27 protein-coding genes are annotated in these 23961 nt (G+C 62.6%); 14 read left to right on the top strand and 13 right to left on the bottom strand.

What is annotated here, in order from left to right; all coding sequences use genetic code 11:
- Positions 1-29: 29 nt before the first annotated feature.
- From BLW55_RS05300 to BLW55_RS05280, 5 genes are all read right to left on the bottom strand, one after another.
- Entirely contained in the window at positions 30-500 is a 471-nt protein-coding gene (locus tag BLW55_RS05300) for a VOC family protein (protein ID WP_090327264.1), read from the bottom strand.
- Between the two features lie 71 nt (positions 501-571).
- Positions 572-700 (bottom strand): hypothetical protein, encoded by a 129-nt coding sequence (locus BLW55_RS21020; RefSeq protein ID WP_280140461.1) that lies wholly within the window; start codon positions 698-700, stop codon positions 572-574.
- Between the two features lie 49 nt (positions 701-749).
- Positions 750-1187 (bottom strand): DUF1284 domain-containing protein, encoded by a 438-nt coding sequence (locus BLW55_RS05290; protein WP_090327262.1) that lies wholly within the window; start codon positions 1185-1187, stop codon positions 750-752.
- A complete protein-coding gene (locus BLW55_RS05285; RefSeq protein ID WP_090327259.1) occupies positions 1184-1789 on the bottom strand; it encodes a biotin transporter BioY in 606 nt (201 codons plus the stop codon). Before BLW55_RS05285 ends, BLW55_RS05290 begins: the two co-directional genes overlap by 4 nt.
- 192 nt (positions 1790-1981) lie before the next feature.
- Positions 1982-2647 carry a GntR family transcriptional regulator gene (locus tag BLW55_RS05280; RefSeq protein ID WP_090327256.1) on the bottom strand — a complete coding sequence of 222 codons (666 nt, stop codon included), beginning with the start codon at positions 2645-2647 and terminating at the stop codon, positions 1982-1984.
- 128 nt (positions 2648-2775) lie between these two features.
- Between BLW55_RS05280 and BLW55_RS05275 the strand changes: the two genes are divergently transcribed.
- From BLW55_RS05275 to BLW55_RS05265, 3 genes are all read left to right on the top strand, one after another.
- Positions 2776-3345: a helix-turn-helix domain-containing protein gene (locus BLW55_RS05275; protein ID WP_090327254.1), complete on the top strand. Its 570-nt coding sequence runs from the start codon at positions 2776-2778 to the stop codon at positions 3343-3345.
- A 3-nt stretch (positions 3346-3348) separates the two neighbouring features.
- On the top strand, positions 3349-3885 hold the full coding sequence (locus BLW55_RS05270; RefSeq protein ID WP_090327251.1) for a GNAT family N-acetyltransferase: 537 nt from the start codon (positions 3349-3351) through the stop codon (positions 3883-3885).
- A gap of 274 nt (positions 3886-4159) precedes the next feature.
- Positions 4160-5746 (top strand): OpgD/OpgG family glucan biosynthesis protein, encoded by a 1587-nt coding sequence (locus tag BLW55_RS05265; RefSeq protein ID WP_090327249.1) that lies wholly within the window; start codon positions 4160-4162, stop codon positions 5744-5746.
- Between the two features lie 6 nt (positions 5747-5752).
- Here BLW55_RS05265 and BLW55_RS05260 read toward each other — a convergent pair whose 3' ends face one another.
- Entirely contained in the window at positions 5753-6259 is a 507-nt protein-coding gene (locus tag BLW55_RS05260; protein WP_090327246.1) for a DUF2938 domain-containing protein, read from the bottom strand.
- A gap of 263 nt (positions 6260-6522) precedes the next feature.
- Entirely contained in the window at positions 6523-7089 is a 567-nt protein-coding gene (locus tag BLW55_RS05255) for a DUF2239 family protein (RefSeq protein WP_036541590.1), read from the bottom strand.
- 128 nt (positions 7090-7217) lie between these two features.
- Between BLW55_RS05255 and BLW55_RS05250 the strand changes: the two genes are divergently transcribed.
- From BLW55_RS05250 to BLW55_RS05235, 4 genes are all read left to right on the top strand, one after another.
- Positions 7218-7736: a SixA phosphatase family protein gene (locus BLW55_RS05250; RefSeq protein ID WP_090327244.1), complete on the top strand. Its 519-nt coding sequence runs from the start codon at positions 7218-7220 to the stop codon at positions 7734-7736.
- A 222-nt stretch (positions 7737-7958) separates the two neighbouring features.
- Complete coding sequence (locus BLW55_RS05245) at positions 7959-8387, top strand: GNAT family N-acetyltransferase (protein ID WP_065815420.1); 429 nt, start codon at positions 7959-7961, stop codon at positions 8385-8387.
- A 112-nt stretch (positions 8388-8499) separates the two neighbouring features.
- Positions 8500-11370 carry an excinuclease ABC subunit UvrB gene (gene uvrB, locus BLW55_RS05240; RefSeq protein WP_090327241.1) on the top strand — a complete coding sequence of 957 codons (2871 nt, stop codon included), beginning with the start codon at positions 8500-8502 and terminating at the stop codon, positions 11368-11370.
- A gap of 223 nt (positions 11371-11593) precedes the next feature.
- Positions 11594-11881: a GIY-YIG nuclease family protein gene (locus tag BLW55_RS05235; RefSeq protein WP_007010463.1), complete on the top strand. Its 288-nt coding sequence runs from the start codon at positions 11594-11596 to the stop codon at positions 11879-11881.
- A 305-nt stretch (positions 11882-12186) separates the two neighbouring features.
- On the opposite strand, the gene BLW55_RS05230 is transcribed toward BLW55_RS05235, so the two are convergent.
- The gene (locus BLW55_RS05230; RefSeq protein ID WP_090327240.1) at positions 12187-12558 is read right to left on the bottom strand and encodes a GFA family protein; all 372 of its coding nucleotides are present in this window, start codon (positions 12556-12558) and stop codon (positions 12187-12189) included.
- 829 nt (positions 12559-13387) lie between these two features.
- Here BLW55_RS05230 and BLW55_RS05225 point away from each other — a divergent pair.
- The gene (locus tag BLW55_RS05225) at positions 13388-13867 is read left to right on the top strand and encodes a hypothetical protein (protein WP_090327237.1); all 480 of its coding nucleotides are present in this window, start codon (positions 13388-13390) and stop codon (positions 13865-13867) included.
- 111 nt (positions 13868-13978) lie between these two features.
- Here the strand turns inward: BLW55_RS05225 and BLW55_RS05220 are convergent, their stop codons facing one another.
- Positions 13979-14212, bottom strand: a complete 234-nt coding sequence (locus tag BLW55_RS05220) for a hypothetical protein (RefSeq protein ID WP_007010466.1) — start codon at positions 14210-14212, stop codon at positions 13979-13981.
- A gap of 253 nt (positions 14213-14465) precedes the next feature.
- Between BLW55_RS05220 and BLW55_RS05215 the strand changes: the two genes are divergently transcribed.
- From BLW55_RS05215 to BLW55_RS05195, 5 genes are all read left to right on the top strand, one after another.
- Complete coding sequence (locus BLW55_RS05215) at positions 14466-14786, top strand: BA14K family protein (protein ID WP_177175023.1); 321 nt, start codon at positions 14466-14468, stop codon at positions 14784-14786.
- Between the two features lie 506 nt (positions 14787-15292).
- Positions 15293-15535 (top strand): DUF1344 domain-containing protein, encoded by a 243-nt coding sequence (locus BLW55_RS05210; protein WP_007010468.1) that lies wholly within the window; start codon positions 15293-15295, stop codon positions 15533-15535.
- A 180-nt stretch (positions 15536-15715) separates the two neighbouring features.
- On the top strand, positions 15716-16936 hold the full coding sequence (locus BLW55_RS05205; protein WP_090327232.1) for an NAD-dependent epimerase/dehydratase family protein: 1221 nt from the start codon (positions 15716-15718) through the stop codon (positions 16934-16936).
- Positions 16937-16948: 12 nt separating this feature from the next.
- On the top strand, positions 16949-17758 hold the full coding sequence (locus BLW55_RS05200; protein ID WP_090327230.1) for a glycosyltransferase: 810 nt from the start codon (positions 16949-16951) through the stop codon (positions 17756-17758).
- Positions 17755-18657 carry an NAD-dependent epimerase/dehydratase family protein gene (locus tag BLW55_RS05195; protein WP_090327228.1) on the top strand — a complete coding sequence of 301 codons (903 nt, stop codon included), beginning with the start codon at positions 17755-17757 and terminating at the stop codon, positions 18655-18657. Before BLW55_RS05200 ends, BLW55_RS05195 begins: the two co-directional genes overlap by 4 nt.
- Positions 18658-18799: 142 nt before the next feature.
- Here BLW55_RS05195 and BLW55_RS05190 read toward each other — a convergent pair whose 3' ends face one another.
- Entirely contained in the window at positions 18800-20017 is a 1218-nt protein-coding gene (locus BLW55_RS05190; protein ID WP_090327226.1) for a mandelate racemase/muconate lactonizing enzyme family protein, read from the bottom strand.
- Positions 20014-21102 carry a Zn-dependent alcohol dehydrogenase gene (locus BLW55_RS05185; protein ID WP_177175022.1) on the bottom strand — a complete coding sequence of 363 codons (1089 nt, stop codon included), beginning with the start codon at positions 21100-21102 and terminating at the stop codon, positions 20014-20016. Before BLW55_RS05185 ends, BLW55_RS05190 begins: the two co-directional genes overlap by 4 nt.
- 184 nt (positions 21103-21286) lie before the next feature.
- Here BLW55_RS05185 and BLW55_RS05180 point away from each other — a divergent pair, with 184 nt between their 5' ends.
- Positions 21287-21676: an acyl-CoA thioesterase gene (locus tag BLW55_RS05180; RefSeq protein ID WP_007010475.1), complete on the top strand. Its 390-nt coding sequence runs from the start codon at positions 21287-21289 to the stop codon at positions 21674-21676.
- Positions 21677-21679: 3 nt separating this feature from the next.
- On the opposite strand, the gene BLW55_RS05175 is transcribed toward BLW55_RS05180, so the two are convergent.
- The gene (locus BLW55_RS05175; protein ID WP_090327223.1) at positions 21680-22978 is read right to left on the bottom strand and encodes a hemolysin family protein; all 1299 of its coding nucleotides are present in this window, start codon (positions 22976-22978) and stop codon (positions 21680-21682) included.
- 60 nt (positions 22979-23038) lie between these two features.
- On the bottom strand, positions 23039-23881 hold the full coding sequence (locus tag BLW55_RS05170; RefSeq protein ID WP_090329891.1) for an extensin family protein: 843 nt from the start codon (positions 23879-23881) through the stop codon (positions 23039-23041).
- Positions 23882-23961 lie beyond the last annotated feature (80 nt).

Below are 23961 nucleotides of genomic sequence, written 5' to 3'. Positions count from 1 at the left end.
GCCGATCTTCGACCAAGGTATAATGCCCGTCAGCCCCTTGCGGCGGCTTCAAGTCCGGCAATGTCGAGCTTCACCATTTGCAGCATTGCCCCCATTGCACGCTGCGCCCTGGCGGTATCCGGATCGTTTATCAGTTCGCCAAGCCGTCGCGGCAGGATCTGCCAGCTCAGGCCCCAGCGGTCCCTGAGCCATCCGCACTGTTCTGCCGTTCCGCCCTCGCCAAGCGCGCTCCATAGCCGGTCGATCTCGTCCTGGGTTTCGCATTCGAGCATGATCGAAAAACTGTGGTTGAACGCGTCGAGAGGTCCTGCCTCAAGCCCCTGATAGCGCTGATCACCAAGTGTGAAGCTTGCTACTTTCACACTTCCTGCCGGCCCGCCCGGTGTTTCGGTGGGCAGCGCCTTCACGCTCTCTATGCTGGAGCCGGGGATCAGCGACGTGTAGAGCCGGAGCGCGCTTTCCATGTCCTTTTCGAACCAGAGATGCTGTGCGACCTTCATGGCATTGCCCTTTCATTCTGATGGGTCTCACGACATAGGACGCACGGCGCACCCCGCTTCCGACACGGAGCTCAGACTTTTGGCGCAATGGGCATCCAGTGGTGCAGAATTTCCATGTCCGGCAGTGCTGCGGTCCAAAAGTGGCCCTGAAAGGGCTGGTCATGCGCGCGGTCGAAGGGGATGAAGATGCGTTTTGCCATTGCCTTTTTCTGGCGTGGCGCGCGTGGTGCGTCCATCCTGCGGGAGCGCTCAGTCTTGTGGCGCCGTGCCAAGCCGCGCGCCTTCATAGCCCTGACTGGCAATCGTAGAGCACAGGCCAAGCCATTCGCAGCCAAGGCAGGCCTGCCGGGTCCTGCCCCCGGCAAAGGCGGTGCGCATCCGCTCGATCAGTTCCCGGTCGGGGTGAAGAGTTTGCCCCGTGGCAATCTCATTGCCTAGCCAGCGCGAGAGCGCACCTGCCGCCCGGGCATCCCGCTCGCGCACGCGCGCGTTCAGGCAATGCGGTTGCGGTTCTTCGTCAAGCAGCGGCCGGCAGATGTCGTCCGGTCCTTCGATGACAAGCACATCCTCGCCCGCGTTGAGGCGCGCAACGATGCCGTCGTAATTTTTGGTGAAGGCGGGGCTGTAGCCCCGCCCGACATAAGTCAGCATGCATAGAAGGTGATGTGCACGCAGCCGCACCGTCATTGCGCATCACCGCGCTTTGCCGTGCGTGCGAGCGCCACCAGAGACGCAGCGCCGAGCGCCGACTTCAGGATGCCGCCGATCACGAATGGCGCCACGCCAAGTAGGAAGGCCTTCTCCATGCCGATCAGGCCGGCCAGCCAGACACCGCCCATGGCGAGGCAGAGTGCATTGGCTGCCAGCATAGAGGTGAAGGCGAGGAGCGGGCGCTCGGCGTTCCAGCCGCGTTCTGCCAGAAGGCCGACAAGCAGTGCCATGACCGGGAAGGACGCCAGGTAGCCGCCCGTCGGTCCGGCGAAGTGTGCGAGGCCGCCGGCGCCGCCGGCCAGAACCGGCAGGCCAACCATCGCCTCACCGAGCCAGGCGAGAACGGTCAGCGTGCCGAGACGCGCGCCATAAAGCGCTCCGATCATGGCAATCGCAAATGTCTGCATGGTGACCGGCACCGGCACCATCGGCACCTCAATGCGTGAGGCCAGGGCCAGGAACAGCGTGCCAAGCACGACCGCACCGGCCCTGAAGGCGAACGACCTCTGGTCGAGCTGCAGCGCACCGGCGCTGCCGATCAGCCTTGTGGTTTGCGATGTGGCGAAACTCTCAGACATGGGGCACCTTTCGAATTATAGATAATTTAGAGTCTTGATCTATTATTGAGTCCACATTCGCGCGCTCTTGGCAAGAGGGGTGTGGACAATCCCTCTTCTTTCGTCCGCTTGCAGGTGATTGCGTTCGGTTCTGGCGCGACCGGTTGCGGAGCCTGGGCGCCGGCAGGAAGCGCCGGGGAGGGCGTGTCCCGGTCAGCCCTCGATCACGAAAGCCTTGCGCTGCTTTCCAGACGCGGTCTCGACAGGTTTGTGCCCGATCCATTGCACATGCCGCGCGAGCACCGTGCAGGCCGCGTCCAGTTCACCGCGGCGCAGATGTTCAAGGATCGCGCGATGGTCGCGGTCGGTGCGCGTTTCCCAGTTCGAGCGCCAGGCCGAGAAGAGAAAGCGGGCGCTCGCCGCATGCAGATCGTCGATGGCGGCCAGCAGGCGCGGCATGCCGCATGGGGTGACCAGAAGCCGGTGAAACCGCCGGTTTGCAGCTTCCCACACCATCACGTCGCGCGCCCGATCGCCTTCCAGCGTCGCCTCTTCGGCAGAAGCGAGGATCGCCGGCGTCAGGTGCTGGGCGGCGTTGCGCAGGGCCAGCACTTCCAGAGCCGCCCGCATCTCCGCCACTTCGCGCACCTGGTTCAGGTCGAATGCCGCCACCCGCACCCCGCGGCGTGGTTCGTTCTTTGCCAGTCCCTGTGCTTCGAGCAGCCGAAACGCCTCGCGCACCGGCACATGGCTGGCACCGAACTCCTCGGCGACATGGTCCTGCCGCAGCCGGGCACCGGGCTCCAGCGTGCCGGAGATGATGCGGTCGGCCAGCGTGCGTGCGATATGGGCGGCTTTGGTCTCTTTGTGTTCGGTCATAATTATAGATAATTTGCTTTGCGCTGCCTTGTCGAGTGGGCAGGTCGCCTGATTGTGAAAGATCAGGGCGCAATGAACCTGTTTGGAGCCTGCTTGACGATTTCCATATTTGGGATAATTTCTCAAATATGGATACTTCTTCGTGCGATGACCACACCATAGACCAGCGTATTGCCGAGCGCCTGCGCGCTCTTCGTCAGGAGCGCGGCTGGTCGCTTGAGGACCTCGCCACGCGCTGCGGGGTCAGCCGCGCAACGCTTTCGCGGCTTGAGAACGCCGAAGTCAGCGCCACCGCCAATGCGCTGGGCAGGCTTTGCCAGGCCTACGGCATGACGCTCTCGCGCCTGATCCATCTGGTTGAGGACGATTTCCCGCCTTTGGTGCAGCGCGCCGGGCAGACGGTCTGGGAGGATGCCCGCTCGGGCTTTGCGCGCCGCATCGTCTCGCCGCCCGCCCGTGCGCTTGCCGGTGAGGCGATGGAGGGTGTGCTGCGCCCCGGCGCCCGCATCACCTATGAGGGGCCACCGCGCGCGGGGCTGGAGCATCATCTTGTCCTGCTGGAGGGTGCGCTTCGCGTCACGGTCGATGGTGTGGCCCACGCGCTTCAGTCGGGCGATTGTCTTCGGTATCAGCTTCGCGGCCCGAGCCGGTTTGAGGCTGGTGAGGCGGGTGCCCGCTATCTCCTTTTCACGGTCTGAATCATGCAGGTTTCTTCTAGTCTCTCCATAGAACGCGTGGATGCCGGCGAGGCGGAGTGCATCCTGCCCGAACTGGCGGCGCTGCTTCATGCCTGTGTCCATGACGGAGCGAGCATCGGGTTCATATTGCCCTTCGGCATCGAGGACGCGGCGGGCTTCTGGCGCGGGACCATCCTTCCCGCGCTTGTGTCAGGCGGGCGCATTCTCTTCATCGCCCGGCAGGGCGGCGCGCTCGCAGGCTCCGTTCAACTCGTTGTCGACACCCCGCCCAATCAGCCGCATCGCGTCGAAGCGTCCAAGCTTCTGGTCGATCCCGCCTTTCGCCGGCGGGGCATCGCTCGTGCGCTAATGGGGGCGTTGGAAGGCGAGGCGCGCAGCCTTGGCCGCAGCCTCATCACGCTCGACACGCGCACGGGCGACAGGGCCGAACCGCTTTATGCAGCTCTCGGCTTTTCCGTCGCAGGTATCATTCCCGGTTACTGCCGCGATCCCTTTCACGACCATCTCGACGCCACCACGGTCATGTACAAGCGGCTGTGACTCCGGGTGCTGTTTCACGCGTCCGATACCGTTGCGAACAGATCGTGATGCAGCCTGCGGAACGCGCGCGTGGTAACGGCACTTGTCTGTCGGGGTGGCTTCAGTTCGGCGAATGGAATCATGCGGCATCTCAGAAAACTGCATCGCGCGCGGATGTCTGCGCATCGCGGTGGTCATGGGCTGCTGCGGTGCACAGGTTCGTTCCGCAGGCACGAGGTCCCGCGTTCCCGTTCAGGCCGGCATTTCATGAATGAGCAAGGGACACTGTACATCCATGATCGATTTCAACCGACGGGATTTTCTTTCTCTCGCGGCGGCGTTTTCTGTCGTCGCGCCGTTGCCGGGCAGGGCGCTTGCCGCCACCGGCGCGCCCGGCCTGACCTTCGGGCCGGCAAAACCTTTCAGTTTCGACTGGTTGAAAGAAGAGGCGAAGGCGCTCTCGGAAAGGCCATGGCAGAATGCGCGCTCGCCCCATGGCGAAACACTGGAGAAGATCGACTACGATGCTTTCCAGAAGATCCGGTTTCGCAGCGATCATGCGCTCTGGGCTGATGGAAAGGGCGGTGCGCCGGTGCAGTTTTTCCATCTCGGCCGGTATTTTCAGGAACCCGTCCTTATACACGTGGTGGAAAACGGTGAGGCCCGCGAGGTGCTCTACAGGCAGGCGTATTTCGACCTTCCTGCAGATCATCCCGCCCGAGGCCTGCCCGACAGTATCGGGTTTTCCGGCTTTCGCCTGCATGAACCCTCGCAGAAGACCGACTGGCTCGCCTTTCTCGGTGCGTCCTATTTCCGCTCTTCCGGTGCGCTCAACCAGTATGGCCTCTCGGCGCGCGGTCTTGCCATCGACACCGCTCTGCCAAAGGCGGAGGAGTTTCCCCGCTTCAGCCGCATCTGGCTTGAGCGTGTGGAGGGAGAGCCGGATCGGGTTCTTGTCCATGCCCTGCTCGACAGTCCGAGCATCACGGGCGCCTATCGCTTCGACTGCGCAAGGGCCGACGGTCCTGTGATGGACGTTTCCTCCACGCTCTACCCGCGCAAAGCCATTGAGCGGCTGGGCGTCGCGCCGCTCACCTCCATGTACTGGTACTCCGAAACCAATCGCGGACAGGCGGTCGACTGGCGGCCGGAAATCCATGATTCTGACGGGCTCGCCATCTGGATGGGTAATGGCGAGCGCCTCTGGCGTCCTCTCAACAATCCACCCGCAACCGTCACCAACGCCTTTGTGGATGCGCGCCCGCGTGGCTTCGGCCTGCTACAGCGCGACCGGGAGTTCACCCATTACCAGGATGATGGCGTCTTCTATGACCGCCGCCCCTCTGCCTGGGTCGAGCCGGTCAATGAATGGGCGTCGGGGCAGGTGCAACTCGTTGAAATCCCGACCGACGACGAGATTCACGACAACATCGTCATGTACTGGGTTCCCGATGAGCCGGTGGAGCCGGGCAGGGCGCTTCAGTTCGACTATCGCCTTCACTGGACCGCGAGCGAGCCCTTTCCTGCCGATCTCGGACGCGTCATGGCCACCTGGACCGGCACCGGCGGTATTCCCGGTCAGCCGAGGCCGAAGAACACGACACGTTTCGTTGTCGATTATCGCGGCGGCGAGGTGGGCGCGCTCGAGCGCGGTGATGCCGCGCCGGTGGTTGATCTCTCGCGCGGTGCCGTGACGCTCGCCGATTCGCATCCGGTGGTCGGTCAGCCGGGTCTGTACCGCGCCTTCTTTGATGCACGGATCGATGGCACCGACCCTGTCGATATGCGTATGTATGTGAAGGGAAAGGACGACCGCGCCCTCACGGAAACCTGGCTCTACCAGTATTTCCCCAACCGCAGTGCGCTGGGTCGCGGTTCGTGAAGCGGCCTATCCACCAATCAGCCAGGTGCTTGCCAGCGCGGCCAGATAGAGCCCCACCCCGAAGGAGGTGTGCGCGATCAGGCTGCGTAGCCGGGCGGTGTTCGGAGCCGGTGTTCTGGATGCTGCAATCCCGGCACCCATTCCAGGCTGAAGTATAAGGAAGGGAGCGAGCACCGTTACAAGGCCCGTTGCGAGTGCGGGCAGGAAGCTGGGCTGGCGTGCCCAGTCCAGTCCTGCAATGGCGATCAGCGCTCCGGCAAAGACCACGCCGATGGCATAGTGCGCGACCCAGCCGATCCCGTGTTCACCGGCAATCGGCTGGGTGGCGCCGATCGCCGCATGGCGGAATGTTCCCCTGCCCAGATGGCCGATCCAACGCCCGACCATCGCGTAGTTGAGGCCGACCACGCCAAAGGCCCGTTTCTGAAACAGCGCCCAAAGATCCATCACCGCCGTCGCGCCCACTCCGATCAGAAAGGCGCGCACGCAGAATTCGATTGTTTCGGCCGTCATGACTCACCTGTTTTCTGCCTGTCCGGATGCCGGGGCTTCGTTTGCATTGGCTGCTCGGGACCAATGCACCGAGCGCCATTGGAGCGGCTCACCGCTTCACGGAAACGCCGCTCCAGCGCATCGTCGGACATTCAAATTAATATTCAATTGTTTTATTGATTGATTGCGTGAAAGCCAGGCGTTTGTCAATGCGTATCGGCCCGGGAATCAATCTTCTGTCCGGGCGCCGGTCATTTGCGGGACACGCGATCTGTCTCGAGAGTTCAGCTTTCGAAAGCCGCTGCTGCCAGCCGCTCGACATGCGCTTTCAGGTCAGCCGGCCATCCGCCGATCCGGCTTTGAAAGCGCTTCGCATCGCCGGCATAGAGCGCGCGGGCGGCCTCTTCATAGCCGGGCTGGTCGCCCAGCATCGCCATCATGAAGCGATCCGTGGCTGCCTGCGCCCTGCGCAGGCGCTCACGCGGCGCGTCGGCGGTTCTAGCGGCATCGACCAGCTTGCGGAGTGTGGCCGAAGCCCCGCCGGGCTGCTCGTTGAGCCAGTCCCAATGACGTGGAAGCAGCGTGATTTCGCGGGCCACGACGCCGAGTTTCGGTCGGCCGGGCGTGCGCTTCGCGGACGCTTTGGCAGGCTCTCCGCCGGACAGCCTCGCGGCCACTTCGGCATCGCTGCCGCTCAGGTTGAAATCGACCTGCCGTCCGGTTTCATCGTCGAAGATCAGCACGTCGGCGCCGGGATGTTCCGTCAGCAGCGCCTTCACGGCCAGCGCGACATCGATGTTCGCACCGCTGGCGAGGCGTTTCCTGCCGTGAAAGGCCGTGTAACCGGGCATGAGAGCTCTCCATTCAGATTTCGCGCCTTTTACCCGGGTATAATATTTCTGTCAATATACCCGGATAAAATACTGAGTGCCGTCGCGTACCGGCTTTCCCGGGCAGGCGCGACAAAATAAGAGGGGGGATGATGAGAGAGCTTCTGCTTTTGCGCCACGCGAAATCGAGCTGGGATGACCCATCTCTGGCCGATGTCGAGCGTCCGCTCGCGCCGCGCGGTCGTCGGGCCGCTCCGCGCATGGGGCGCGAGCTTGCGCGCCGTGGCTGGCTGCCCGATCAGGTTCTGGTTTCTCCGGCCCGGCGCGCGCAGCAGACCTGGCGGCTTGTCGCCGCCGAAATCGGTCGGATGGAGCTTGCGCCCGGCAGCGGGGGGCTCTACATGGCCGCGCCTGAGCAATTGCTTGCCGCCTTGCAAGAGATTCCGGAGAAGGCCGCGCGTGTCCTCCTTGTCGGTCACAATCCGGGCATGGAGGAGTTCGCCAGCCGTCTGGCCGGCGATGGATCCGAGGAGGACGCGCTGGAGCGCATGCGCGAAAAATTCCCCACCGCCGCCGTTGCCCGCTTCGCGTTTGACGGACGCTGGGATGCGCTCTCCTTCGGCCAGGCGCGGCTGCTCGACTTTCTGAAACCGAGAGATTTTGGCTGAAACCGTCCCGTGCAGCCTTGCGTCTGCACTTTTCCCGCGCTAGATCGCGATCAACTGTCTGGAGGTTTTATGTCCCGGTGAAGCGGGGGCGGCTGCGCCCCTGAAATGGATGATGGCTGGTGGTCTACCCGGTCTGCGCATCCGTTTCGCATCCTGAACAGATTTTTTCGCAGCAGCGTGCCTTTGACGGCGCGCGTGATGCTGCGCAACCGGACATGACCAATGATCAAGACCTATGAACCGGGCGTCGATGATGACGCCATCGTTGCCATCTGGCTCGCCGCCAGCCGGCTCGCCCACGCCTTTCTTGGCGAAGATTTCATCGCCGGCGAGGCGGAGAATATCCGCAATGTCTATCTGCCCATGGCCGATACCCGCACCGTCTGGGCGGATGGCCGGCTTGTCGGCTTCCTGTCCCTGCTCGGCAATCAGGTCGGCGGCCTGTTTCTCGATCCGCAATTTCATGGCCGCGGTCTGGGGCGGGCGCTGATGGACGATGCCGTGGCCCGCATGGGCACGCTCGAACTCGATGTGTTCGTCAAAAACGATATTGGCCGCCGCTTCTATGAACGCTACGGCTTCATCGTGGTGGACGAGCGCATCGATCCGCCCACGGGCGAGCCGCTTCTGCATCTCCGCTACCCGGCCTGACATGGTCGCGCATGACGGCTCCTGACAGCCTTCTGTCAGGAGCCGAGCGGGGTGGTGCATTCCCTGTGCGCCACCCCTTTCCATTTTGTTCCTGCGGTTCCATATTCGCCCCATGGCCAGATCACCCGACAAGAAGAATGGCGGCTTCGCCGAAGCCCCCCAGCCCGCGCTTTCGGGCACGCCGCTTTCCGGTTCCCCCTCCGGTTCTATCGCGGATTGGGCGGATGAAATCGCGCAGGAAGCCGAAAAGCCTGCAAAACCGAAGAAGCCGAAAAAGCCCGCCGGGCGTTCCGCCTCGGCATCGAAGACTGCGCGCGGAACCTCCATGGGCGGCGCGGCCTCGGCCAAAGAGCGCGCCGCTGCCGGCCTCATGCCCGTCGCGGGTCTCGACGTCACGCTGGAAGAGGCCGAGGGGCTTTCCTCCTCGGGTGTCACGGCCACGGTTGCAGCGCTCTCCAAGCTCATTGAAGGCGGCGACCCGAACCTCCAGTCCACATGGACACCGCACCGTCCCGCGCGACCTGAAAAGTCCGAGGGCGGCATTCCGCTCAGGATGGCGACGGAGTTCCAGCCTTCCGGCGATCAGCCCACGGCCATTGCCGATCTCGTCGCCGGCGCCAATGAAAACGAGCGCACACAGGTCCTTTTGGGCGTGACCGGCTCGGGCAAGACCTTCACCATGGCCAAGGTGATCGAGGAAACGCAGCGCCCGGCCATCGTCCTCGCGCCAAACAAGACGCTGGCCGCCCAGCTCTATGGCGAGTTCAAATCCTTCTTCCCGGACAATGCGGTCGAGTATTTCGTTTCCTATTACGATTACTACCAGCCCGAGGCCTATGTCCCGCGGTCGGATACCTTCATCGAGAAGGAATCCTCCATCAACGAGCAGATCGACCGCATGCGCCACTCGGCCACGCGCGCCCTGCTCGAACGCGACGACGTGATCATCGTCGCGTCCGTCTCCTGCATCTACGGTATCGGCTCGGTCGAGACCTACACGGCCATGACCTTCCAGATGCAGATCGGCGACCGGCTCGACCAGCGCCAGCTTCTGGCCGATCTCGTTGCCCAGCAATACAAGCGCCAGGACATCAATTTCGTGCGCGGCTCCTTCCGCGTGCGCGGCGACACGATCGAAATCTTCCCCGCCCACCTGGAAGACCGCGCCTGGCGCATCTCGCTCTTCGGCGACGAGATCGAGACCATCACCGAGTTCGATCCGCTCACCGGCAAGAAGACCGGCGACCTGCAATCGGTCAAGATTTACGCCAATTCGCATTATGTCACGCCGCGCCCCACGCTCAACCAGGCCGTCAAGGGCATCAATGCCGAACTGAAACAGCGCCTTGCGGAGCTTGAGCGCGCCGGTCGCCTGCTGGAAGCCCAGCGCCTCGAACAGCGCACCCGCTTCGATCTCGAAATGCTGGAAGCCACCGGCTCCTGCGCCGGCATCGAGAACTATTCGCGCTATTTGACCGGTCGCGCGCCGGGCGAACCACCGCCCACCCTGTTCGAGTACATCCCCGACAATGCGCTGGTCTTTGTCGACGAGAGCCACGTCACCATCCCGCAGATCGGCGGCATGTATCGCGGCGACTTCCGCCGCAAGGCCACACTCGCCGAATACGGGTTCCGCCTGCCCTCCTGCATGGACAACCGCCCGCTCCGTTTCGAGGAATGGGACGCCATGCGTCCGTCCACCGTTGCCGTCTCCGCCACGCCCGGCAATTGGGAGATGGAAGCCGCCGGCGGCGTCTTTGCCGAGCAGGTCATTCGCCCCACCGGCCTCATCGACCCGCCCGTCGAGGTGCGCCCGGCCAAGTCTCAGGTCGACGACGTGCTGGGCGAAATCCGCGAGACCGCTGCCAAGGGCTACCGCACACTCGTCACCGTGCTCACCAAGCGCATGGCGGAGGACCTCACCGAGTATCTGCACGAGCAGGGCGTGCGCGTGCGCTACATGCACTCCGACATCGACACGCTGGAGCGCATCGAGATCATCCGCGACCTGCGCCTCGGCGCCTTCGACGTGCTCGTCGGCATCAACCTCCTTCGCGAGGGCCTCGACATTCCCGAATGCGGCCTTGTCGCCATTCTCGATGCCGACAAGGAAGGCTTTCTGCGCTCTGAAACCTCGCTCATCCAGACCATCGGTCGCGCCGCGCGCAATGTCGATGGCCGCGTCATGCTCTATGCCGACCGCATCACCGGCTCCATGGAGCGGGCGATGGAAGAGACCAACCGCCGCCGCGAGAAGCAGCTTGCCTACAATGAGGAACACGGCATCACGCCGGCTTCCATCAAGAAGAACATCGCGGACATTCTCGATTCCGTCTATGAGCGCGACCATGTCCGCGCCGACATTGGCGGTGCCGGCGGCAAGGGCGACGACCTCAACAATCTCGTTGGCAACAACCTCGCCGCCCATCTCGAACATCTCGAAAAGGCGATGCGCGACGCCGCCGCCGATCTCGATTTTGAGGAAGCCGCCCGCCTGCGCGATGAGATCAAGCGTCTGAAGGAAACGGAGCTTGCCATTCTCGACGACCCGCTCGCCCGCGATGCCGGCGTCGAAAACACGCAAAAATCCCGCCGCGACAGGGCGCGCAGCAAAAAAGGGCAGGGCGGGCAGGCCAAGGGCGCAGGCGCACAGTCAGCTCCTCATGGTGAGCCCGTCGAACCACGGGGGGCGGGCAGCAAAGCTCCGGCTTCATCGCTCTTCCACAAGCCCGATCTCGACGAAATGGGTGGCGCTGGCGCCCACGCACGGCCTGCGGGAAAGAGCCTCTTCCGCAAGAACGATCTCGACGAGATGACGGTCGGCCGCACCGAAAAGCCGGTGCGCAAGCCGCTTCCGCAGAAGCCGGAAGACGACCCCAAACCGGTCAAGCGCCACCGGCCCGGCATCGGCTCCTACGAAGATCCGGCGGACGAGCGCCGCAACAAGCGCCGCCCGGGGAAGACGGGCAGGCCGGGGCGGTAGATAAACTCCGTCATCCCGGAAGCCGTAAGGCTATCCGGGACCTATTGGCAGAATGCCGTAGAGCGCGGTCGGGTTTTCGCCGATGCACTTCTCAGCACTGTCATCTTCTTCTGTGGAACCGGGCCGCGCTTACCCAATAGGTCCCGGCTCTCGCTCCGCTCGGCCGGGATGACGGGCGTGGATTCTCGTTGTGATCCGCAACCAGTACGTGCATATTCGTTGCATGGGCGGATATGTTTACATCCTGGCATCGCGAAAGAACGGGACGCTTTACACCGGGGTCACTAGCGATCTTGAGCAGCGTATTTGGGAGCACAGGGAAGGCATAACCGGCGGCTTCACCAAGAAATACGGTGTTCATATGCTCGTCTGGTATCGTGACTATTCCGATATCCGCGATGCCATAGAAGACGAGAAGCGCATCAAGCGTTGGCGCCGGAAATGGAAGCTGGAACTGATCGAAAGAATCAATCCCGACTGGGACGATCTCTCCAGCGCTCTGAACCATTAACCTCCGTCATCCCGGAAGCCGCAGGCTATCCGGGACCCATTGGTAGGCTCTCATAGAGCACTGTTCGGTCCTGGGTGCGCGCTTCTCAATACGGAGATTTCTTTCTGCGGATATAGGCCGCGCTGGCCCAATGGGTCCCGGCTCTCGCTTCGCTCGGCCGGGATGACGGATGCGCGGTGGCTTCCGGAAATACGTCATCCCGGAAGCCGCGAGGCTATCCGGGACCCATTGGCAGAACGCCGTGGGGCACGGCCCGGTTTTCGAGGAACGCCCTTAAGCTTCCTCGCCGTTGCGGCGGGATTCTCTTACTCCCAATCCCGTTCAAACCGCGCTTTCACTGGAAACGCCGGCAGCCACTTCTCGCGGCGAGACACCCACAACTCATAATCCGGCACAAGCTGGTCCGGCGCGTCCAGCGTGCCGAGATGCACTTCGATCTCGTCGCCGGTGCGGGCAAACACGGAGGAGCCGCAGCGCGGGCAGAAATGGCGGCCCTGATAGGCGTGTGTCTCGCCGGTGACGCGCACCGCCTCCGCCGCAAAGACGGCTGCCGCATAAAACAGCGCGCCATGGTGCTTGCGGCAGTCGAGACAATGGCAGATGCCCGCGCGGTCGGGCTCTCCCGCAGCTTCAATCCGCACCGCACTGCACAGGCATCCTCCACTCAACCGCACCACTGCCAGCTTCCTTTCCTGCTTTTGGTCAGGCGGACTCTGCCGCCTGAGAGATACGGCGGCAAGGGACAGGGCAAGGGGGGCGGTTTGAAAATGCCTATCCACCATCCTTACCCTACCAAAAGCACCGGGGATAAATTTCGGCCTCCAGGAAACCACCCCACTTTTTCTCACCCGCCCCCCGTCATCCCCGCAACGTCATGGCTCCCATGATCAAACGACGGGACGACGAGGCGAATGAAGCGCGTTCCCTACTCGCTATTCGCCACTCCCTATTCGCTCTTTTCTCCCCACCCTCAAAACCTCCACTACACTTCCCGCCATCGCCCCTGTCGGGAACCGGGTCCGGAGCCGGGGATCAGGAGGGGTGACGGCAGCCTCCCCCTCGGGTTCGGTGACCCGGGGCCTGTGAGGGCCCGCGAAAGGCCGGCGGCCGGCATCATGCCGGTTGCGGAAAAGCCGCTAGGGCGCAGATCGCCCGAGTGACCGGTCGGCAGTCGGGACAGCGGCCGGCGGGGCGCGCTTTTCGCGCCACTTATTTCACAACAGAGAGGCACGAAAAACGCGCCCCGTTTCCCGAACGATGCAAACCCCGGCGGAACTCCGCGCGGCAACAAAGGAGCCTGTCTTGAAATGTCCGCGCCACACCCCCTCGGTCCTGCCGGACAGAGGAGGGCAACTGCGCCAACGGTCGAAACCAGCCCCACCCCGTTTTCCATCATCCCGGAAGCCGCGATCCATTGGAAAACGCGCTGGAACACGGCCGGTCGGCAGGAACCTGCAGTGCCCGCTTGTTGGCGTCATCAACGCAAAAAAATCAGGGAGACCCCACATGTCACGCAAAACCAGAAAGCCGCAGGCGCAGACCGGGGCCAATGCGAAACTTTTCGAGATCGTTGGCGGCCTTGCGAGGATCCGCGACACGCTATCGGATGAGAAGGGCATCAAGCCACCTTTTCCCATTAGCCCGCCCGGATGGCCCTGTGAGGAAATGCAGGTGGCGTTTCGGTATCTCGCCGGACAGGCCGACCGGCCGCAGCACTGTCCAAACCGGCGGTGCCGGCGCTCAGGCATGTGTCAGGCAGGGGCGGATGCGCCGCTGGACGCGGACTGCTTTTCGAACTGGAACGATAGCGATGTCTCCCGGCTCCATGCTGCCTGGCTGGGTGTCGTTCTGTGCTGGATGTACGATGCCGAGCGGTATGAGCATTTCATGGCGATGTGGCAGCACAAAACGCAGGAATGCACCTTGCCCGAGCTGAAGCGGGCCATTGAGGAGACCAGGGAAAAACTTGCATGGGTGACAACCTGATCGCCGTGTTCCAGCGACGTTTGGTGCCCCTGGAGGGCTTTGCCCCGGGCCGTACCCAAATCGCTCCCCCGAGTGCTCCCCTGGGGCGCTCTATTGACATTTTCGTGTGCGTTAGGCTTCGAGCCGCGCCACGCTGTCCAGCCCGGCCTGAACCAGGTTCAGTGGCAGGCGGCGTCCGCTTGCCCAGGAACGCATCACGTGCCCGGCAACCCGTTCGCGGGACTTGCTGTCGCTCTGTCCTATGCCAAGCTCGGCGCAGACGGCTTCGATGGCGTTTTCCATCGCTGCCATTTCCTCTGCATCGTAGATGCCGGCGCTCTTGTGCGGTACTCCAGACTTGGCCATGGTCCGGCCCTCCTCTGCCGTGCGAAGTTGCAGTCGGCGCGCGTTACCTCCAGTGCCGCCGTCCACTGTCACTCCACCATAAACGGTAACAGGTTTATTTCCCGTGTCTATTATGGCGAATCTATGTTGCGTGAATGCGACGCGCCCCGCGAAAAAAAACGCGGGGGCCGTGAACCTTTCTTTTTCCTCCTGCGACAGACGGGCATCGGACGGCTGCACCAGCCGGCCATCGATCGCAAAGGAGGATGATGAAATGTCCCTGAAACGCACCATCGCAACCGGCCTGATGGCCGCCACTCTTGCCGCCACGGCGCTTTCGGCCGCCAGTGTTGAAAGCCGCGCGGGGAGCCTGTCTCCGGGTGAGGCTGCGGCCATCGCCGGGCTCGGCGGTTTTATTGCAGGCGGCCTGATCGCGGATTCCCGCGCCCGGTATTATGGCCCCGCGCCGGTTTACGGCCGCGCTTCCGCCTGGGATCGGCATGTGGCCCGCTGCTACGCGCGCTACCGCTCCTATGACGAGTACAGCGATACCTTTCTCGGCTATGACGGCTATCGCCATCGCTGCCGGCTCTAGAGCATCGGACCGAAAAGTGGAAACCGGTTTTCGGATTATTCCGATACTCGATCCATGGTTTGGATCGTCCTTTGTGCGTCCGGATGGACGCACGGCGATCCAGAGCATCGGACCGAAAAGTGGAAACCGGTTTTCGGGTTATTCCGATGCTCGATCTAGCTCTTCACGCAAAGGCGATGCGCGGTTACCCGATTTGACCGCGCCGCCACGGCGTGTCGGGAAAATCCGGGCGGGTCGTGAACACGGGCCGCCCGGATTTTGTCCGCTTTGCAGCAGGGGCGGCGTGAACCAAAGACGGTATCGCGCGTTGTTCAGCACGCAGCCGCCGGCGAAGCGGGGGATTGCGGCAAAGCTTTGGCGGGAGGCGTGTTTGCGGCGGTCATCCTGTTTGATTTGAGATTGCCGGTGTCTGGCGTCACCTTTTTCCCGTCGGCCTGGTTCCCGGCTCCCCCAAAACTGTCGACGGGGACTGGGCCGACATGAAAACACAAAAGGGAGTTCTCTCCATGAAGAAAATCCTCGCAGCCCTTGCCGCCACCGGCTTCCTCACGCTCTCGGCCTATGCCGCGGATGTGCAGGGAACCGTGCAGTCCGTCGACCCTGCCACCAGAACCATCGCACTCGACGACGGCACGGTTTACACAGCCGGCGAGGGCGTCGATCTCGCCGGCATATCGGCTGGCGCTTCGGTCACGTTGACCATAGACGACACAACCAACGAGGTGACTTCCGTCGAAGCGCAAATGTAACCCTGCCCGTCCTGTCCTTCCCCTGGGACGGGAAGCCGGTCTCCAGAGGAGGCCGGCTTCTTCGCGTATGTTTGTCCTTTCGGAACAAACTGTCATAAAACAATGCTAAGGGGGCTTTCGAGAAGGGAATCAATCTGTTTTCCCTTGGCTTGATGCATTGATGACCGGAGGCGGAATTTCATGAAGATTGCAGTTCTTGGCGGCGATGGATTCGTCGGCTGGCCGACCTCGCTTCACCTGTCGGCTCGTGGGCACGAGGTCCACATCGTTGACAATCTGTCCCGGCGGTGGATCGACACAGAGCTCGGTGTTCAGTCGCTGACGCCCATGGACTCCATTCAGGAGCGCACCCGCATCTGGCACCAGGAAACGGGCAGGCGTATCCATTTCCACCTGATCGACCTGGCGCGCGATTATGATGTGCTGAAAGCTTGGCTTGCCGAACACAGGCCTGACGCTATCGTGCACTTTGCCGAGCAGCGCGCTGCGCCCTATTCGATGAAGACGGACCGTCACAAGAACTACACCGTCAACAACAACGTCAACGCCACGCATAATCTGCTTAATGCGATGACGGAGATCGGTCTCGACGCGCATCTGGTCCATCTGGGCACGATGGGCGTTTATGGATATTCCTCCGTCGGTGCGGCAATCCCGGAAGGCTATCTCCCGGTCGGGGTCGAGACGCTCTCGGGCGAGACGGCGTCGCAGGAAATCCTTTACCCGACCAATCCGGGCTCCATCTACCACATGACGAAGTCGCTGGATCAGCTTCTGTTCCAGTTCTATGCCAAGAATGACGGTGTGCGCATCACCGATCTCCATCAGGGCATTGTGTGGGGCACGCACACGGAAGAAACCAAGCTTCATCCCCAGCTGATCAATCGCTTCGACTATGATGGTGACTACGGGACGGTTCTCAACCGCTTCCTGATCCAGGCGGCGATCGGCTACCCGCTGACCGTGCATGGCACGGGTGGCCAGACGCGGGCCTTCATTCACATTCAGGATTCCGTGCGCTGCGTCGAGATCGCATTGAACAATCCGCCGAAGCGGGGCGACCGCGTGGAAATCTTCAACCAGATGACCGAAACGCACCGCGTGCGGGACCTGGCGGAACTCATCGCGCGCATGACGGGCGCGAAGGTCGCGTACCTGCCGAACCCGCGCAAGGAAGCCGCGGAAAACGATCTGGTCGTGAGAAACGACAAGTTCCTGTCCCTCGGCCTCAATCCGATCACGCTGGAAGAAGGGCTTCTGGCCGAGGTCGTCGATGTGGCGAAGAAGTTCGATTATCGTGTCGACCGCTCGCGCATTCCGGCCGTGTCCGCCTGGACCAAGGACATTGCGCCGACCATCGAGCGCGATCCGGAAGGCAAGCGGCTCAAGAGCGTGGGCTAAGCGACGGCTTTCATGTCGAAACACGCCTATGTGACGCTTGTCACCAACGAAGATTATGCGATGGGCGCGCTGGCTCTGGTGCGCTCGCTACGGCTGACGCAAACGGATGCCGATCTTGTGGTGATGCACACCGGTGGAGCTCCCGCCCAGGCGCTGAAGCCGCTGGCTGCGCTCGGCGCACGGCTCGTGCCGGCGGAGCTTCTGCCCACCTCAGATGCCTTCAACGAGCGGCATCAGCGGGCGCGGCTCCACGCGAATGCACCCTTCACCAAGGGCAACAAGCCGAGCTTTCACACCCCGCTCGACAATTTCGCCAAGCTCAGGCTGTGGCAGTTGACCGAGTATGAACGGGTCGTTTTCATCGACGCCGACGCGGTGGTGGTGCGCAATATTGACCGGCTGTTCGGCTATCCGGAATTCTCCGCGGCGCCCAATGTCTATGAGAACCTTGCGGATTTTCACCGGCTGAATTCAGGCGTGTTTGTAGCAGCTCCTTCGGAGGCAACCTTTGTCGCCATGCTTGCGCGACTGGATCAGCCCGAAGCGTTCTGGCGGCGGACCGATCAGACATTCCTGCAGGCGCATTTTCCGCACTGGCATGGCCTGCCGGTATTCTTCAATATGTTGCAATATGTCTGGTTCAACCTGCCGGAACTGTGGGACTGGAAGTCGATTTCAGTGGTTCACTATCAGTATGAAAAGCCCTGGGAGCGGAATCACCCCAAAGCGGCCGAGCTGGGGCCGCTGATCGATCTCTGGCATGCCTATCATTCAGGTGAGGGCGTCCCCAATATTGATCTGCTGGCGAACCCGGTGTCATGAGCACGCCCCACAGCATCGTGTCCGGCGGGACCGGGCTTGTCGGGCGCTTCATTGTCGAGGGGTTGCTGGCAGCGGGGCATCGGGTGACGGTGCTGGGACGTAACGCGCCGCCGGAAGGCCTTTTTTCAGGGGCGGTCGCATTTGCGCCCATGACGCTTGAGCCGACATCCATCTCGACGGCTCTGTTCGAGGGGGCGGATTTCTTCGTGCATGCGGCCTTCGACCACCTGCCCGGCCGGTACCGGGGCGGGGAGGGCGGTGATGCGGCGGGGTTTCGTCGACGCAATCTCGACGGAAGCATTGCCATGTTCCGCGCTGCGCGGGCGGCGGGTGTGGCGCGAACGGTGTTTCTTTCCACGCGCGCAGTCTATGGGCCACGCGCACCGGGGTCGATGCTCAATGAGACCGATGCCTGCCGGCCCGACACACTTTACGGCGAGGTGAAGCTGGCCGGTGAGGAGGCGCTCTCGCAACTTTCCGACGATGGATTTAGCGGTGTGAGCCTGCGTGTGACGGGGGTCTATGGAACGGCGGGCAGCGGACGATCGCACAAATGGGCGGGCCTTTTTGACGATTACCTTTCAGGTCGTGAGATCGCACCGCGCGCGGCGACTGAAGTGCATGGCGAGGATGTTGGATCGGCTGTGCGTCTGATGCTGACATTGCAGGCGGCAAAGCTTGTGAGTGGTGTCTTCAACGTGTCGGATCTGGTGCTTGATCGTCACGATCTTCTGGCGCTCGTGGCACAGGAAACCGGATGCAGGAATCCGTTACCGCGTGCCGCTGACAAAAGTGCGGTCAATGTGATGAAAACGGATCGCCTGCGCGCCCTTGGGTGGACGCCTGCCGGCATGGCGCTTCTCAGGCGAACAGTGCCCGAATTGTTAGGCAGGCGTTAACCCCTGCGTGGTTTGTGAACCATAGCTGCGACAGCAAACTTCACGTATCGATTCAAGTTCTTGATGTGTTGATTCAGGTTTCTTGCGCGATGATTCATTTTGTCGCGGCAAGTTTCTGAAAACGAATCGGAAATCCGGCCTGCTATTTTGCTGTAATCGGTGCCTGCGTCGCCTGGAGATGCAGCTCGCCACCCTCATAGGGGTGAGCTTCGGCGACACTTTCGTCAAGCTCTACACCAAGCCCCGGTTCTCCCGATGGAATGACAAAACCATCCTCCCAGCGAATTTTCTGTTTGAGCAACCGAGCGTGAAAGCCGTCGAAGGTGCGGATCGCTTCCAGGATCAGGAAGTTGGGAAGGGTGACGGCGAGCTGGATGTTCGCGGCAGCGACGATGGGGCCGCAATAGCAGTGCGGTGCGATCTGAACATGGTGAGCTTCCGCCATTGCCGCGATCTTCTTCGTTTCAAGAAGGCCACCCGACCGACCGAGATTGGGCTGGAAGATGCCGGCGGCGCCAAGGCTGAGAAGCTGGGCAAATTCATACTTCGTGGTGAGTCTTTCCCCCGTGGCGATGGGGATCGTGGTTCCACGTGCGACCTGCGCCATGGCTGCGGGACTGTCCGGAGGAACAGGTTCCTCAAACCAGAGCGGATCATAGGGTTCGAGCGCGCGTGCCATGCGGATTGCACCCGATGGTGTGAACTGGCCATGAGTGCCGAACAGGATGTCGGCGCGCGTGCCGACTGCTTCGCGCACCGCAGCGACCATGCGTATGGAAAGGTCGATGTCGCTCTGGCGCGGCTGATGGCCGCCGAAGGCGGTGTATGGGCCCGCCGGATCGAATTTTATCGCGTCAAAACCCTGTGCAAGGCAGGCCAATGCGGCTTCGGCGGCAAGGTCGGGATCGTTGTAGACATTGCGTTCGCTATCGGTCTCGCCCGGTACGGCGCTGCCCGTGGCAGGGTAGAGATAGGTGTAGCTGCGCAGCCGCTCATGGACCTTTCCGCCGAGCAGCTTGTAGACCGGTTTGCCGGCCTCCTTGCCGATGATGTCCCAGCACGCCATCTCGAGGGCGGACACGCACCCCATCAATGTTGGATCGGGCCGCTGGCTGAAGCCGGAGGAATAGGCACGGCGAAAGAAGGTTTCAATGTCATGCGCGTCGTGGCCGATCAGGTAGCGTTCGGCCACGTCTTCGATCATGCGCGCCGTGAGGTGTGGGCTGAAGGCGGCGGAATAGGCCTCGCCATATCCAACCACGCCGCCATCGGTCACGAGTTTCACGAAGATGAAATAGCGCCCGCCCACATGCGGCGGCGGGTTTGCTGTGACGAAGGTTCTGGCTTCGGCAATCTTCATTCGAAGATCACCACATTGCGCAGGGCCTGTCCGTTCTTCACGGCGGCAATCGCCTCGTTGATCTCCTCGAGCCTGTAGCGGGCGGTGATGAGTTCATCGAGTTTCAGCCGGCCCTTCTGATAATGCTCGACAAGAACGGGTATGTCGTGGCGGAGCCGCGTTTCGCCCATCTTGGAACCGATGATCTTCTGGTTGAGGGCAGAAAGCTTGCCCGGATCATAGGGGATGCGCACGCCATTGGCCGGCATGCCGACAACGATGATCGAACCGTTGCGGGTTATATAACGCGGGGCGCTGGCGAGCGCTGCCTCGACACCCACGGTGACGAAGACGAAATCCACGCCACGCCCCTGTGTGAGCGCTTTGATCGACTTCGCGTGATCGGGGTCGGCGGGGTTGAACGCGTGGGTGGCGCCGAATTCGCGGGCCGCCGCGAGTTTGTCATCGCTGAGGTCAAGCGCAATGACCGGGCTCGCGCCGGCGAGTGCCGCACCCTGAATGGCATTAAGTCCGACGCCACCGCAGCCAATTACAGCCACAGCATGGCCTGCAGACACACGGGCCGTGTTGGTGACCGCGCCGAAGCCGGTGATGACGCCGCAGGCAAGGAGTGAGGCGACGTCGAATGGCATGTCGGCCGGAACATGGGCGAGCTGGCTTTCGTGAACGACCACTTTCTCGGCAAAAGCGCCGGTGCGCAGCCCCTGCTCGCAGGCGCCGCCATCGGCAAAGGCGAGGGGGCCTTGCTGATCGAGCGGGAAAACCTCCTCGCACATGACCAGGCTCTGACGCGCGCAATAGTGGCAATGGCCGCAGGAGCGGATGAGCGTGACGACGACATGATCGCCAGGCACAACACCGGTGACGCCGGGGCCGACTGCGGAAACCACGCCGGCTGCCTCGTGGCCGTAGACCGCAGGGAGATCGCCGCCCCAGGCGCCTTCGGCATACGAGATGTCGGAGTGACAGATGGCACAGGCTCTGAGGTCGACGAGGACTTCACCCTGCCGGGGCGGAGCGAGCTCGAGCGTTTCGATCGAGAGGGGTTTGCCGAACGCCCGGCATATGGCGGCCTTGATCTGCATGGAAACCTCGCTGGAATGCGTTCAACGCGAATTAAAGCCGCAAGTTCGTCACGGGTGCAACGCAGATACGACACCGAAGGGCAACCATGCGTCAACGGAAGAGGTGCCATGCGCCCGCGTTTGTTGACCGGGAGACCTGTCGGGGCTACGCCGGATGATGTTCAAAAAAGGGGAATGACAGGTCATGAATGCACCGGAAACACCCACGGGCGATCTGACGCTTCGCACGCAGGCGATGCCAGGTGACGCCAATGCCGCCGGCGATATTTTCGGCGGTTGGGTCATGGCGCAGATGGACCTTGCGAGCGGTATTCGCGCCGCCGAACGCGCCCATGGTCGCGTGGTGACGGCCGGTGTGAAGGAAATGGCCTTCGCCAAGCCGATGAAGGTTGGCGACACGCTGTGCATCTACACCCATATCGAGGGGGTGGGGCGCACGTCGATCCGGCTCAAGGTCGAAGCTTGGGCACAGCGTTACCTGTCGCCGACCATGGAAATGGTCACCCATGCAGATTTTGTGATGGTGGCGCTCGACGCCAATGGCAGGCCCACCCCGGTGCCACCCGAAGATTGAGGTCTACGCCTCGGACACCTCTTCGAGTTTCGTTGCAAGTACGCGGTCGATCCGGCGATTGTCCAGATCCATGATCTCGAAACGCCATCCCATAGCATCGGTGCTTTCGCCGGTCTTCGGTAGATGTGTGAACTCGTTGAGCAGGAAGCCGGCGAGCGTGGTGTAGGTGCGCTCTGCGGGAAGGGAAAAGCCGAGATGGTCGGCCATCTCGTCTGCGGGCATGGAGCCGGGCAGGAGCCAGGAGCCGTCGGCGCGCTCGACGATGTCCATCTCGCCTTCCTCGGCATCGGCACGAAAAAGGCCGGCAATGGCCTCCAGAATGTCGGAGGGCGTCACGATGCCTTCGAAATGGCCGTGCTCGTCGTGCACCAGCGCCATCGGCACCGCCGCTTCGCGCAGGACGGAAAGCACATCGAGCGCGTCGGCCATATCATGAACGATCGGTGCCGGCAGAACATGCGTCCGGATGTCCAGTGCTTCGCCCGATAGCTGGACGGCAAGCAGGTCGCGCAGCTTGACCACACCGGCGATCTCATCGATGGACCCTTCGCCGGCGGGGAGGAGGGAGTGACCGGACTCCCTGACATCATCCGCCAGTGCCGCTTCATCCGCTGTCAGGTCGAGCCAGTCGATCTCGCCGCGCGGCGTCATGATGGCGCGGGCCTTTCGGTCGGCAAGGCGCATGACACCTGCAATCATGCGACGCTCGTCGGATGCGATGGTGCCGCTGGTTTCGGCCTCGGCGATGAGTGTGCGGATTTCCTCGTCGGTTACACGCTGGCTCGATTCCGCGCTCTGACCGAGCAGCGCCAGGACCAGCCTGCCCGACACGTCTAGCAGCCACACGAGCGGCAGGGTGATGCGCGACAGTAGGCCCATGATCGGCGCTACCCTGATGGCGATGCCTTCGGCATTCTTCAGCGCGATCTGCTTTGGAACGAGCTCGCCAACGATCAGCGATACATAGGTGATCAGGGCTACGACCAGGCCGACGCCGAGCGGGTTTGCCACACCTTCCGAAACGCCCTGCATGACGAGCCAGTCGGACAGGCGTGTGCCGAGCGTTGCGCCGGAGAAGGCGCCGGAGAGCACGCCGACCAGGGTGATGCCGATCTGGACCGTGGAAAGGAAACGGCCGGGATCAGCCGAGAGCGCAAGGGCACGGGCGGCGCCGCGCTGACCCTGTTCGGCCCGAGACTTCAACCGGGCGGGTCTGGCCGACACAACGGCCAGCTCCGACATGGCCATGAAGCCGTTAAAGAGGATAAGGACGAAGAGAATGACGATTTCAACGATGAGCATGGCTGCTCTTTAGCACTCCGGGGTGAACGGCGCGAGACTGCATTGTGTCCAGAAAGGGCGCTATTTACAGGCGCGGTAGCCGTTGCGACGGCCTTTCAGGTCGAAGTGGAAGTGATCGCGGTGATCGTAGTTGTAGCCGGGACCGAGAACTGTCGTGAAGTAGTCGCAGCCCTCAGCGCGCACCGTGTTGAGCAGACCGCGCTGGCGGAACGCGAAGAAGCCGGGCTTGCGCACATCGATCTCGCGGCCATTCTTCAATTGGATGCTCATCACGTCGAGTGCGTTGCCCTTGGAATGCTCGGAGGCAACACTGGTGCCGGCGATGCGCCGGCAGGAATAACTTGAGCCCTGACGGATCTTGCCGATCCCGGTGAGGTAGCGCTTGCGTGCGGCCGGTGCGAGCTCGTTTTTGGTCCAGCGGGCAAAGGTCTCGGCCATTTGACAGTTGAGTGTGGCGGCGGGCGCCATTTCGATGTTGCCGGACAGGCCGCTGACCTTGACGGGCCAGTCTATGCGGCAGGCGCCGCCATCGTTGATGGGTTCGAGGTCCTGATATTTGACTCCGAGCCGCTTGAGGCGGCGGCGACAGGCGACCTCTTCCGGCGGCATGACGCGGGCCGAACTTTCGCTGCGCGGCAGGGTGAAGCGCGGGTAGGAAACCATCATCGGGTTTGAAGGAACGAGTGCCTGCAGGCCTTTCGTGCTGTCGGGCGTGGGGCTGGAGGCGGAGACGGATGGTGTCGCCGCTTCGGGTACATGTGCAGTGGGGGCCGGGGCGAGACGGGCGACAGGCACTGCTGCGGTCTGCACGCCGATATCCACCGAGGGGCGCGGCGACATGACATCGCTGACCGAGCAGGCGGAGAGCGTAGCGAGCGTCGCACCGGCCGCCGCGAGCAGCATGCGCGCGCGCAGCGGCCCTCCAACCGACCTGCCAATACGAATACCCACCATGAACACGCCCCGCCAGCCTCATACGTTCT

Source organism: Nitratireductor aquibiodomus, from assembly GCF_900105565.1.
GTDB lineage: Bacteria > Pseudomonadota > Alphaproteobacteria > Rhizobiales > Rhizobiaceae > Nitratireductor > Nitratireductor aquibiodomus.
This window is presented reverse-complemented; position numbering and strand designations above follow the sequence as displayed.

What these genes read in the sequence shown, in the direction of transcription:
- BLW55_RS05175 (WP_090327223.1), bottom strand. Translation starts at nt 22,978, where the DNA reads ATGCTCATCGTTGAAATCGTCATTCTCTTCGTCCTTATCCTCTTTAAC.
- BLW55_RS05285 (WP_090327259.1), bottom strand. Translation starts at nt 1,789, where the DNA reads ATGTCTGAGAGTTTCGCCACATCGCAAACCACAAGGCTGATCGGCAGC.
- BLW55_RS05260 (WP_090327246.1), bottom strand. Translation starts at nt 6,259, where the DNA reads ATGACGGCCGAAACAATCGAATTCTGCGTGCGCGCCTTTCTGATCGGA.
- BLW55_RS05270 (WP_090327251.1), top strand. Translation starts at nt 3,349, where the DNA reads ATGCAGGTTTCTTCTAGTCTCTCCATAGAACGCGTGGATGCCGGCGAG.
- BLW55_RS05290 (WP_090327262.1), bottom strand. Translation starts at nt 1,187, where the DNA reads ATGACGGTGCGGCTGCGTGCACATCACCTTCTATGCATGCTGACTTAT.
- BLW55_RS05205 (WP_090327232.1), top strand. Translation starts at nt 15,716, where the DNA reads ATGAAGATTGCAGTTCTTGGCGGCGATGGATTCGTCGGCTGGCCGACC.
- BLW55_RS05210 (WP_007010468.1), top strand. Translation starts at nt 15,293, where the DNA reads ATGAAGAAAATCCTCGCAGCCCTTGCCGCCACCGGCTTCCTCACGCTC.
- uvrB (WP_090327241.1), top strand. Translation starts at nt 8,500, where the DNA reads ATGGCCAGATCACCCGACAAGAAGAATGGCGGCTTCGCCGAAGCCCCC.
- BLW55_RS05250 (WP_090327244.1), top strand. Translation starts at nt 7,218, where the DNA reads ATGATGAGAGAGCTTCTGCTTTTGCGCCACGCGAAATCGAGCTGGGAT.
- BLW55_RS05235 (WP_007010463.1), top strand. Translation starts at nt 11,594, where the DNA reads ATGGGCGGATATGTTTACATCCTGGCATCGCGAAAGAACGGGACGCTT.
- BLW55_RS05185 (WP_177175022.1), bottom strand. Translation starts at nt 21,102, where the DNA reads ATGCAGATCAAGGCCGCCATATGCCGGGCGTTCGGCAAACCCCTCTCG.
- BLW55_RS05195 (WP_090327228.1), top strand. Translation starts at nt 17,755, where the DNA reads ATGAGCACGCCCCACAGCATCGTGTCCGGCGGGACCGGGCTTGTCGGG.
- BLW55_RS05265 (WP_090327249.1), top strand. Translation starts at nt 4,160, where the DNA reads ATGATCGATTTCAACCGACGGGATTTTCTTTCTCTCGCGGCGGCGTTT.
- BLW55_RS05245 (WP_065815420.1), top strand. Translation starts at nt 7,959, where the DNA reads ATGATCAAGACCTATGAACCGGGCGTCGATGATGACGCCATCGTTGCC.
- BLW55_RS05180 (WP_007010475.1), top strand. Translation starts at nt 21,287, where the DNA reads ATGAATGCACCGGAAACACCCACGGGCGATCTGACGCTTCGCACGCAG.
- BLW55_RS21020 (WP_280140461.1), bottom strand. Translation starts at nt 700, where the DNA reads ATGGCAAAACGCATCTTCATCCCCTTCGACCGCGCGCATGACCAGCCC.
- BLW55_RS05200 (WP_090327230.1), top strand. Translation starts at nt 16,949, where the DNA reads ATGTCGAAACACGCCTATGTGACGCTTGTCACCAACGAAGATTATGCG.
- BLW55_RS05220 (WP_007010466.1), bottom strand. Translation starts at nt 14,212, where the DNA reads ATGGCCAAGTCTGGAGTACCGCACAAGAGCGCCGGCATCTACGATGCA.
- BLW55_RS05255 (WP_036541590.1), bottom strand. Translation starts at nt 7,089, where the DNA reads ATGCCCGGTTACACGGCCTTTCACGGCAGGAAACGCCTCGCCAGCGGT.
- BLW55_RS05170 (WP_090329891.1), bottom strand. Translation starts at nt 23,881, where the DNA reads ATGCTGCTCGCGGCGGCCGGTGCGACGCTCGCTACGCTCTCCGCCTGC.
- BLW55_RS05190 (WP_090327226.1), bottom strand. Translation starts at nt 20,017, where the DNA reads ATGAAGATTGCCGAAGCCAGAACCTTCGTCACAGCAAACCCGCCGCCG.
- BLW55_RS05300 (WP_090327264.1), bottom strand. Translation starts at nt 500, where the DNA reads ATGAAGGTCGCACAGCATCTCTGGTTCGAAAAGGACATGGAAAGCGCG.
- BLW55_RS05275 (WP_090327254.1), top strand. Translation starts at nt 2,776, where the DNA reads ATGGATACTTCTTCGTGCGATGACCACACCATAGACCAGCGTATTGCC.
- BLW55_RS05280 (WP_090327256.1), bottom strand. Translation starts at nt 2,647, where the DNA reads ATGACCGAACACAAAGAGACCAAAGCCGCCCATATCGCACGCACGCTG.
- BLW55_RS05215 (WP_177175023.1), top strand. Translation starts at nt 14,466, where the DNA reads ATGTCCCTGAAACGCACCATCGCAACCGGCCTGATGGCCGCCACTCTT.
- BLW55_RS05225 (WP_090327237.1), top strand. Translation starts at nt 13,388, where the DNA reads ATGTCACGCAAAACCAGAAAGCCGCAGGCGCAGACCGGGGCCAATGCG.